Origin of the sequence: Allofournierella sp. (assembly GCF_048388525.1) — a bacterium.
Classification (GTDB): domain Bacteria; phylum Bacillota; class Clostridia; order Oscillospirales; family Ruminococcaceae; genus BQOK01.
In genome coordinates, this window is record NZ_DBGCTQ010000026.1 from 1 (window position 1) to 10,895 (window position 10,895).

Annotated in this window: 8 protein-coding genes; all 8 read left to right on the plus strand. The window is 59.3% G+C overall.

Annotation, left to right across the window (positions count from 1 at the left end; genetic code table 11):
* On the plus strand, window positions 1-429 hold a 429-nt coding region (locus ACMLHZ_RS02325), incomplete at its 5' end, for an ROK family protein (protein WP_418666198.1).
* Between the two features lie 54 nt (window positions 430-483).
* Entirely contained in the window at window positions 484-1,389 is a 906-nt protein-coding gene (gene murB, locus ACMLHZ_RS02330) for a UDP-N-acetylmuramate dehydrogenase (protein WP_418666199.1), read from the plus strand.
* Between the two features lie 46 nt (window positions 1,390-1,435).
* Complete coding sequence (gene rapZ, locus ACMLHZ_RS02335) at window positions 1,436-2,299, plus strand: RNase adapter RapZ (protein WP_418666200.1); 864 nt, start codon at window positions 1,436-1,438, stop codon at window positions 2,297-2,299.
* Window positions 2,300-2,326: 27 nt separating this feature from the next.
* On the plus strand, window positions 2,327-3,244 hold the full coding sequence (gene whiA, locus ACMLHZ_RS02340; protein ID WP_418666201.1) for a DNA-binding protein WhiA: 918 nt from the start codon (window positions 2,327-2,329) through the stop codon (window positions 3,242-3,244).
* Window positions 3,237-6,689 carry a DNA polymerase III subunit alpha gene (locus ACMLHZ_RS02345; protein ID WP_418666202.1) on the plus strand — a complete coding sequence of 1,151 codons (3,453 nt, stop codon included), beginning with the start codon at window positions 3,237-3,239 and terminating at the stop codon, window positions 6,687-6,689. Before whiA ends, ACMLHZ_RS02345 begins: the two co-directional genes overlap by 8 nt.
* Window positions 6,690-6,801: 112 nt before the next feature.
* Window positions 6,802-7,776 (plus strand): 6-phosphofructokinase, encoded by a 975-nt coding sequence (pfkA, locus tag ACMLHZ_RS02350; RefSeq protein WP_418666203.1) that lies wholly within the window; start codon window positions 6,802-6,804, stop codon window positions 7,774-7,776.
* A 126-nt stretch (window positions 7,777-7,902) separates the two neighbouring features.
* Window positions 7,903-8,574, plus strand: a complete 672-nt coding sequence (yunB, locus tag ACMLHZ_RS02355) for a sporulation protein YunB (protein ID WP_418666204.1) — start codon at window positions 7,903-7,905, stop codon at window positions 8,572-8,574.
* A gap of 60 nt (window positions 8,575-8,634) precedes the next feature.
* Window positions 8,635-10,614 (plus strand): NAD-dependent DNA ligase LigA, encoded by a 1,980-nt coding sequence (gene ligA, locus ACMLHZ_RS02360; RefSeq protein WP_418666205.1) that lies wholly within the window; start codon window positions 8,635-8,637, stop codon window positions 10,612-10,614.
* Window positions 10,615-10,895 lie beyond the last annotated feature (281 nt).

The following is a 10,895-nucleotide window of genomic DNA, read 5'->3' on the forward strand; positions in this document are numbered from 1 at the left end:
CGCAATGGCTGCTGGGAAAAATATGCCTCGGCCCGCGCGCTCACCGAGGACACCAAAGCCGCCCTGCTGTCGCACCCGAAGAACATGATGTGGCAGCTCGTTGGGGGCAATATCAACAAGGTAAATGCCAAGACCGCTTTCGACGGCATGCGCGCCGGCGACCAGCTGGCGAAAATGCTCATCGACAAGTATGTGGAATATGTTGCCTGTGGGCTGACCAACGTCATCAATATTTTCCAGCCGGACATCGTGTGCATCGGCGGGGGCGTTTCTCACGAGGGCGAAACGCTGCTGGCGCCGGTGCGCAAGCTGGTGGACTGGGAGGAATACGCGCGGGACGGCAAGCGGCGGGTGACCATCAAATGCGCCGAGCTGTTCAACGACGCCGGGGTGGTCGGTGCGGCGTGGCTGGGCAACCAGGCGCAGTAAAACCAGGCGAAAAATGCCCGCTGGCCGGGCGTAAAAGTTTTGAGGGGGCTTTTTGTGGAGTGTTTTGAGGCGATGCAGCAGGAATTTAAAAATGCAGGGATTCCATTTTTCTGCGGCGAGCCGCTGGCGCGCCATACCAGCTTTCGGATCGGCGGCCCTGCGGGGCTGTTCTGCACCCCCCGCAGCACCGGAGAATTGGTGCGCGCGGTCGGGCTGTGCCGCCGGCACGCCGCGCGGTATTACCTTTTGGGGCGCGGCTCAAACCTGCTCTTCCGCGATGAGGGGTTTGACGGGGTCGTGATTTCCACCTGTGAAATGCGGGAGGAGATCGTTGTAAAGCAAAATTGCATTACAGCAAGCTCCGGGGTTTCCCTGAACCGGATCTGCCGCGCGGCGGCGGAGCATTCCCTTACAGGGCTGGAGTTTGCGTATGGGATTCCGGGCAGCCTGGGGGGCGCGGTGTATATGAACGCGGGCGCTTACGGGGGCGAGATGAGCGGCGTTCTGCACACCGTTACTTTTTTGGACGGCGAGGGCCGGATCCTCACCAAGCCTGCCGGGCAGCTGGAGCTGGGGTACCGCACCAGCCTGTTCAGCCGCACCGGGTGGTGTGTGCTGAAAGCGGAGCTGTGCCTGCAGCCCGGCGAGAGGGAAACAATCACTGCCAAGATGGAGCAGCTTCTGAACCGGCGCAGAGAAAAGCAGCCGCTTGAATATCCCAGCGCAGGCAGCACCTTCAAGCGCCCGGAAGGAGCCTTTGCCGGTGCGCTGATTGAGCAGAGCGGGCTGCGGGGCGCGCAGATGGGCGGCGCGGCGGTGAGCGAAAAGCACTGCGGCTTTATTGTGAACCTGGGGGGGGCCACCTGCGCCGACGTTTTGGCCCTGGCCGAGCAGGTGCAGCAGGTGGTGAAAGAGCGCACCGGCTACATGCTGGAAAAAGAGGTCCGCGTGGTGGAGTGAAACAATAAAGAAGCAAAGCGGCGGTATCGAGGGGAGAAACAGGGGAATGAAATTGTTGGTGGTGACCGGCCTTTCGGGGGCCGGCAAATCGCTGGCCGTGAATGCGCTGGAAGACATTGGCTATTTTTGTATCGACAACATCCCGGCCGGCCTGCTGCCGCGCATTCTGGATTTTGCGCAGCAGGGCGAGAATATGCTGGAGAAGGTCGCGGTTGTGCTGGATGTGCGCGGCTGCCGCAGCCCGATGGACATCACCGCGGCGCTGGACAGCATGGACAAAAGCCTGATAACCTACCAGATCCTGTTTCTCGATTCTGCCGATGAGGTTTTGGAGAGGCGCTATAAAGAAACCCGGCGCATGCACCCTCTCAGCAGCTACGAGGGGCTGTCCACCAGCGAGGCGATTGGGCGCGAGCGGGCGCTGCTGCGCCCGCTGTACGAAAAGGCCGATTATGTGGTGGATACCTCGCTGCTTTCCACCGCGCAGAACAAAGAGCGCATTTGCAGCCTTTTTTTACAGTCGCATCAGCAGCCGATGGTGCTTACCCTTATGTCGTTCGGGTTTAAGTACGGCCTGCCCAAGGAGGCGGATATCGTGCTGGACGTGCGCTGCCTGCCCAATCCTTTTTATGTGCCGGAATTAAAACCCAAGACCGGAATGGACCCAGAAGTGGCCGAATATGTGATGCAGTTTCCACAGGCAAGGGAGCTGCTGCGCCACATTGAGGCGCTGCTGGATTTTTCGCTGCCGCTCTATGTCAAAGAGGGCAAAAGCCAGCTCACCGTTGCGGTGGGGTGTACCGGCGGCAAGCACCGGTCCATCACCTTTGTGCGGCTTTTGGCGGAACACTGCCGGACGTTGGGGTACGCCCCGGGGGTGCAGCACCGGGATGCGGGGCGCGTTTCTTAAAAACGACGGGGAAAGGGGCTGGCGGCTTTGAGCTTTGCTCAGGATGTAAAAAATGAGATCGTGCAAAAAAAGCTTGCCCGGCCTTGCTGTGTCAGCGCCGCCTGTTACGGCGTCGCCTGCTTCGGCCGCTATTTTGATGAGCGCGGCGTGGTGCTGCACACCGAACTGCTGGCGGTGGCGCAGCACGCCAAGCGCCTGTTCGGGATGTGTGGCATCCGGGGCGAGATCCTGACAAAAGAGCGCCCCAGCGGCGCGGTGCACGAGTTCAAGATCGCCCACCCGCAGGAGGTGGCCAAGCTGACGGCTTTGTTCGGCTGCCCAAAAGGGCAGGTGAGCCTGCGGGTGAACCCCGCGCTTCTGGCCTGCGGCCAGTGTGTGAACGCGTTTGTGGCCTCGGCATTTTTGTGCTGTGGCACCATGACTGACCCCAGCAAGGAGTATAACCTGGAGTTTCTGTGCGCCCGCCATAACCTTGCCAAGGATCTGGAGGCCATTCTGGCCGAACATGAATTCCGCCCGCACCGCACGCTGCGCAAGGGGCTGAACGTGGTGTATGTAAAGGCCAGCGAACAGCTGGAGGATCTGCTTACCTTTATGGGCGCGGGGAACGCAGCCATGCAGATTATGGACCGCAAGCTGTATAAAGAACTGCGCAACAAAACAAACCGCCTTACCAACTGCGAAACCGCAAATATGGACAAGGTGGTCACCGCAAACGTGCAGGTAAGCCGCGCCATTGACTTTTTAAAGGAGAGCGGAGCATACGAGGCCTTGCCCCAGCCCCTGCAGCAGGCCGCGGAGCTGAGGCTTGCATGGCCCGAGCTTTCGCTGGCACAGCTGGCCGAAAAGAGCGCGGAGCCCATCAGCAAATCCGGGCTTTCACACCGCCTGAAAAAGCTTGAGCAGATTGCAGAGAGCATGAAACAAAGGAGATCCAATGGCTGAAAAGCAAAAAAACTTTACACACCTTCATGTCCATACCGAATACAGCCTGCTGGACGGCGCCTGCCGGATCGATAAAATTTTCGACCGGGTGAAGGAGCTGGGGCAGACCTCCATTGCCATTACCGATCATGGCGCAATGTATGGCTGTGTGGATTTTTACAAGGCAGCCAAAAAGGCAGGCGTCAAGCCGATCATCGGCTGCGAGGTTTATGTGGCTACCCGCTCCCGGTTCGACAAGGTGAACCGGATCGACGGCTCACACCACCTGGTGCTGCTGTGCAAGAATGAGACCGGCTACAAAAACCTGATCAAGCTGGTGTCGGCGGGCTTCATCGAGGGCTTTTATTCCAAGCCCCGGGTTGACAAAGAGATGCTGGAGCAGCATCACGAGGGTTTGGTGTGCCTGTCGGCGTGCCTTGCGGGCGAGATCCCGCAGGCCCTCTTGGCAGGCGACTACGAAAAAGCAAAAAGCGCGGCCCTCTATTATAACGATCTGTTCGGGCAGGGCAATTATTATATTGAAATTCAGGACCATGGCCTGGAAGAGCAGCAGCAGGTGCTGCCGCTTTTGATCCGCCTTGCAAGGGAAACGGGCATCCCCCTGGTCGCAACCAACGACGCCCATTATCTGCGCCGGGAAGACAGCAAAATGCAGAGCATCCTGATCTGCATCCAGACCGGCAAAACGGTAAACGATTCGGACAAGCTGGAGTTTGAGACCGACGAATTTTATCTCAAAAGCACCGAGGAAATGTACGATCTGTTCGCCATCGCCCCCGACGCCTGCGAGAACACCTGCAGGATCGCCGAGATGTGCAGCTTTGATTTTGAGTTCGGCGTAACCAAGCTGCCTTATTTTGAGGCCCCTGACGGCATGGAGAACCAGGCCTACTTTGAAAAGCTGTGCTACGAGGGTCTGGAACGCCGCTACGGCGGCCAGGCAACCGACGAGATGCGCCGGCGTCTGGAATACGAGATTGACGTGATCAAGCGCATGGGGTACACCAACTACTACCTCATCGTGTATGATTTTATCAATTACGCCAAAAACCAGGGGATCCCTGTGGGCCCCGGGCGCGGCAGCGGTGCGGGCAGCATCGCTGCCTACTGTGTGGGCATCACCAACATCGACCCCATCCGCTATAACCTGCTGTTCGAGCGTTTTTTGAACCCCGAACGGGTCAGTATGCCGGATTTCGACGTGGACTTTTGCTACGAGCGCCGGCAGGAAGTGATTGATTATGTGAACCGCAAATACGGTGCGGATCATGTGGCACAGATCATCACCTTCGGGACCATGGCGGCCCGGGCCGCCATTCGGGATGTGGGCCGTGTGATGGACCTGCCTTACGCTCAGGTGGATGCGGTGGCAAAGCTTGTGCCCATGGAACTGAAAATGACCCTGCACCGGGCGCTGGAGGTTTCGGCGGAGCTGAAAGCCCGCTACGAGGCGGACGGCCAGGTGCGGGAACTCATTGATACAGCCATTAAAATTGAGGGCATGCCCCGCCACGCTTCCACCCACGCGGCGGGGGTGGTGATTACCCGCGAGGCCGCCAACGAATATGTGCCCCTGGCCTCGAACGATGGGGTGCCGGTGACCCAGTTCACCATGACCACCATTGAAGAACTGGGCCTTTTAAAAATGGATTTTTTGGGCCTGCGAACCCTCACGGTCATCAAAGACGCCGAGGATATGATCCGCCGCAGGGAGCCGGACTTTTTGATGGACGCCATCTCGTACGACGACAAGGCTACTTACGAGATGCTGGGCCAAAGCGAGACCGAGGGTGTGTTCCAGCTTGAAAGCACGGGCATGAAGCAGGTGCTTTTAGGGCTGCACCCGCAGAACCTGGAGGATATCATTGCGCTGATCAGCCTGTACCGCCCCGGCCCGATGGACTCGATCCCCGCTTATCTGCGCAACCGGCACGAGCCGGACAAGGTGCGGTATAAAACGCCCCAGCTCGCGCATATTCTGGACGTGACCAACGGCTGTATCGTTTACCAGGAACAGGTCATGCAGATCTGTCGGGAGCTGGCAGGCTTCTCGCTGGGGCAGGCCGATTTGGTGCGCCGCGCCATGAGCAAAAAAAAGCACGATGTAATGGAAAAGGAGCGCCAGCATTTTGTGACCGGCTGTGCAGAAAACGGCATTTCGGCGCAGGTGGCGAATGAGATTTTTGACGATATGAGCAGCTTTGCCTCGTACGCCTTCAACAAGTCCCACGCGGCCTGCTACGCTTATGTTGCCTACCAGACGGCCTACCTGAAATGCCACTACCCCAGCGAGTTTATGGCCGCCCTGCTCACCAGTGTGCTGGACAACACCGACAAGGTCATCGAGTACAGCGGCGAGTGCCAAAGGCTGGGGCTGCAACTTTTGCCCCCCAGCATCAACATCAGCGCCGGCGGCTTTACTGTGGACGGCAAGAACATCCGCTTTGGCCTGAACGCGGTGAAAAATGTGGGCCGCAACCTGATCGCGGCGGTGGTGCGCGAGCGGAGCGAAAAGCCCTACCGCTCCTTGTACGATTTCTGCAAGCGCATGCACGGCACCGAGCTGAACCGCCGGGCGGTGGAAAGCTTGATCAAATGCGGCGCCTTCGACGAAACGGGCGCCACGCGGCGCGCTCTGCTGCAAAGCGTGGAGGGCGTGCTCAAAAGTGTGGAAACCGACAGCCGCAAAAACCTGGAGGGCCAGCTGGATCTGTTCAGCCAGGCCGGCGGGGAAGAGGAGATGGACGATTATCACATCCCGGCCCTGCCTGAATTTGAACTGGGCGAGCTGCTTCAGCTGGAAAAAGAGGTGAGCGGCCTTTACCTTTCGGGCCATCCGCTGGACGCTTACCGCGAGCGCATAAAGACCATCGGCGGCTGCCGCCTGGCAGACCTTTCGGGCGAGGACGCCAAGCTTTACGACGGCAAAACCGTGAACGTGGCCTGCGCCATCATCAAAACAAAGTTCATGACCACCCGCTCCAACACCATGATGGCGTTTACCAACGTGGAGGATCTGAGCGGCACCATGGAAATTTTGATTTTTCCAAAGGTTCTGGCGGGCTGCCGCGACGCCCTGCGCGACAACGCCGTTGTGGTGGTCACGGGGCGCGTGTCCGTGAAAGAAGAGGAAAACGCGAAGCTGGTGGCCGAGGAGATCGTTCCCATTGAAGAATACGACCCGGGCCGCCGCCCCGGCGAGGCGCCGCGCCGCGCCGCAGGCAAAAAAGGCCTGTATTTAAAGCTGCCCAGCCGCCATTGCCCGGAGTTTGGCAAGGTGGAAAATCTGCTGACCATCTTTGAGGGCGGCATGCCGGTATATATGTACTTTGAGGATCAAAAACAGCTCACCCAGGCGCCCCGGAATCTCTGGACACTGGACAATGAGCTGCTGTACAGCGAGCTGCGCCGTATCCTGGGAGAAAAAGCGGTGGCCACCAAATAGCTGAAAGGGCAAATTTTGTGGCAGGTTTCATAAAAGATTTTTTTGCATTTTTGTTGCTTCAATGCTATAATGTGCACTAGAGAGAGGATTCCTACCGAGGGAGGGGCTTACAATGTCTACCAGGATCAAAACCATCGGCGTTCTCACCAGCGGCGGCGACGCCCCGGGCATGAATGCCGCGGTGCGCGCAGTGGTCCGCACTGCGCTGAGCCGCGGCATGCGTGTGATGGGCATCGAGCGCGGGTACAACGGCCTGCTGAGCGGCGAAGTATACGAGATGAACCTTCGCAGTGTTTCCGAAATCATCCACCGCGGCGGCACTGTGCTGTATACGGCCCGCTGTTTGGAGTTCAAGACCCTGGAGGGTCAGCAAAAGGCAGCCGATAAATGCAGCGAAATAGGCATCGACGCACTGGTGGTCATTGGCGGCGACGGTTCCTTCCGCGGCGCGAAGGATCTTGCCAAACTGGGGGTACCCTGCATCGGCATCCCCGGCACGATCGACAACGACATTGCCTGCAGCGAGTATACCATCGGTTACGATACCGCCATGAACACCGCGGTGGAAATGGTGGATAAGCTGCGCGATACCACCCAGAGCCACGACCGCTGCAGCGTGGTGGAGGTAATGGGGCGCAACGCCGGCTACATTGCCCTGAATGTGGGCATTGCCACCGGCGCGCTGGCTATTTTGATCCCCGAGCGCCCCTACGATCTGGAGCGCGATATTATGGAGCGGATGGCGTTTACTCAAAAGACCGGTAAAAAGCATTTTATCGTGATCGTGGCCGAGGGCGTGGGGCACGCACAGGAGCTTGCGAACGAGATCCAGTCCCGCACGGGCATTGATTCCCGGGCCACGGTGCTTGGGCATGTGCAGCGCGGCGGGTCGCCCACCCTGCGGGACCGCGTTACCGCCTCCACCATGGGGTTCCATGCCATTGATCTGCTGGAAAAGGGCATCGTGAACCGTGTGGTGGCTGTTTCGGCCGATAAGATCGTGGATTACGACATCAACGTGGCGCTCTCGATGCACAAGACCATCGACACCATGCTGCTGGATGTGGCCAACACCATTTCTATTTAAAATCTGCATTTTTTGCCGGGCTTTCCTGTGTGGGGAGCCCGGCTTTTTGCGTTTTCCCTCACGTTTCGCCCTCTGGCCGAATATAGTAGAGCGTAGGATAAAACGTGCAGAAGGGAAGAAAACGCCATGCAAAAAAGGGTAAAACGGCCGCCCCGGCAAAAAATGCGGGCCCGGCACAAGTTCTTGCTGGCGGTCCTTTTTTTGCTGGCGCTGCTGGCGTTCTCGCTGGTGTCGCTGGAGCAAAAGGTACGGCCGGTGGCACTTACCATCGCCCAGTACGAGTGCCGGGACCTGTGCATCCATACCATGCAGAGTGCCGTGAACAAGACCATCGACGAGCGGCCGGAGCTGTATAAAGAGCTGTACGACATCCAGCGGGACAGTGCGGGCCAGATCGTGAGCGTGGCCTGCGATACCCTGCGGCTTAACCAATTGCAGAACGACCTGGAAGAAACCCTGAGCAAGTCTTTGGATTCGCTGGGGCGGGCAAAGCTTGCCGTGCCTCTGGGCACCCTGACCGGCGTGCAGGCGCTGGCGGGCCTGGGACCGGAGCTCACGGTGCGGGCGATCCCGCTTTCAAATGTGGAAAGCAAGGTAGAGAGCCGCTTTTCCAGCGCCGGTGTAAACCAGACAAAACTGGAAGTAAATGTGACCTTTACGGTGGAATTATGCGCGATGCTGGCGGGGGCGCAGGCCGATACCACCGTGACCAGCGAGGTGTGTGTGGCGCAGATGCTCATTGTGGGGCAGGTGCCGGAATTTTATGCGCAGGGTGGAGATTTGGCGGGCAAAATGTGATATACTAATAGCCGTTGGCGTGCATTTTGCGCCAAGATTTATGATCGAGGTGATACGTCTTTGGAGCTGGAGCAGGCAAAACAGCGCGTGCAGGAGCTGCGCCGCGTGATTGAACATAACAACCGCCTTTATTACGACCAGGACGCCCCGGAGCTTACAGATTTTGAATACGACGCCCTCAATCGGGAACTCAAAGAGCTGGAAGCCCGCTTCCCGGAGCTCATCACTCCTGATTCGCCCACCCAAAAAGTGGGGGGCACCCCGGCCGGCCGCTTTGCCAAGGTGGTGCATGAGGTAAAGATGGAAAGCCTTCAGGATGCGTTTTCGTTTGAAGAGCTGCGGGAATTCGACCGCCGGGTGCGGGGCGACGGCCTTGTGCCGGAATATGTGGTGGAAGTGAAGATCGACGGGCTTTCGGTGAGCCTTGAATACCGGGACGGGGAATTTGTGCGCGGTTCCACCCGGGGTGACGGCTTGGTGGGCGAGGATGTTACGGCTAATCTGGCCACCATCCGGGATATCCCTAAAAAGCTGCCGAATGCCCCGGCATTTTTGGAGGTGCGGGGCGAAGTATATATGCCCCACGCCGCCTTTGAAAAGTTGGTGGAGGAGCAGGAGCTCAGCGATAAGCAGCCCTTTAAAAACCCCCGCAACGCGGCGGCGGGCAGCCTGCGCCAGAAGGACAGCGCCGTTACCGCAGGCAGGGGCCTGTCCATCTTTGTATTCAACATCCAGCAGCTCCGGGGCGGGCCCCAGCCGGCCACCCACACCGAGAGCCTGGATTATGTAAAGGCACTCGGCTTCCCGGTGTCGCCCCGGTACAACATCTACACCGACATCGAGGACGCGATCCGGGAGATCGAGCGGATCGGCGCGGCGCGCGGGGAACTGAGCTTTGATATGGACGGCGCCGTGATCAAGGTGAATGATTTTTCCCAGCGCGGGCAGCTCGGCAGCACCAACAAGTTCCCGCGCTGGGCCATTGCTTTTAAGTATCCCCCGGAGGAAAAGGAGACCGAGCTTTTGGGGGTGGATGTGTCGGTGGGGCGCACGGGGGTCCTGACCCCCACGGCACGCTTTGCGCCGGTACAGCTGGCCGGCACCACCGTGAGCCGCGCCATCCTGCACAATGAGGATTTTATTGCGCAGCTGGATCTTCGGCTGGGCGACACCATCCGGGTGCGCAAGGCGGGCGATATCATTCCCGAAGTGGTGGCGGTGACCCGCCACGCGGCGGGGGAAACCTATCACATGCCCGAGGTCTGCCCCTCCTGCGGGGAACCCGTGGTGCATCTGGAGGACGAGGCGGCCCTGCGCTGCGTGAACCCGGAATGCCCGGCGCAGACGCTGCGCAATCTGATCCACTTTGCCAGCCGAAACGCCATGGACATCGACGGCCTGGGCAAAGCGGTGTCCGCCCAGCTGGTGGAGCGCGGGCTCGTGCGGTCAGCGGCGGATATCTATGATCTGACCGAGGAGCAGCTTTTGACGCTGGATAAATTCAAGCAGAAGAGCGCCCGCAACCTTTTGGCGGCGATCGAGGTTTCCAAACAGAACAATTTGGACAAACTTATTTTCGGCCTCGGGATCCGCAATATAGGCGACAAGGCCGCGGCGCTGCTGGCAGAGCACTTTGGCAGCATGGAGGCAGTGCGGGCCGCCAGTGCGGAAGAGATCAGCGCCATCGACGGCTTTGGCGGTGTGATGGCGCAAAGCGCGGTCGAGTTTTTTGCAAAGCAGGGCACCGCCGACCTTTTGGAAAGACTGGCGGCGGCCGGTGTGAACATGCGCTGGCAGGGAGAGGAAAAGACAGACAAGCTGGCCGGCAAGACCATTGTGGTCACCGGTACGCTGGAGAACCTTTCCCGCGCCGAAGCCGAGGCGCTGATCGCACGAAACGGCGGCAAGGCCAGCGGTTCGGTTTCCAAAAAAACCGCATATGTGCTGGCGGGAGAGGCCGCCGGCTCGAAACTTGCAAAGGCCCGGGAGCTTGGAGTCCCTGTTCTCACCGAGGCGGAGTTTTTAGAGTTAATCCAGTAAAATGAAACTTGGCGTTGAGCGGTCATCCCTGCGGGGAGGGCCGCTTTTTTGTTCTAGCGGGGGCACAGCGGACATATCCTTTAAAACAAAGGACGGTGAAAGGAAATGGACGAGTATTACAATGCGATCCAGCGCCTGCCGGGCTTTCTGCGGCCAGCATTGGCGGCAGTGCCGCCCACGCTCGCCTGTACCGTGCAGGAAGTGCGGCTGCGCAGCGGGCGGCCGGTCACCCTTTCCACCGCATCCGGGCCCGTGCCGGTCCCCCTGCCGGCAGGGGCGGG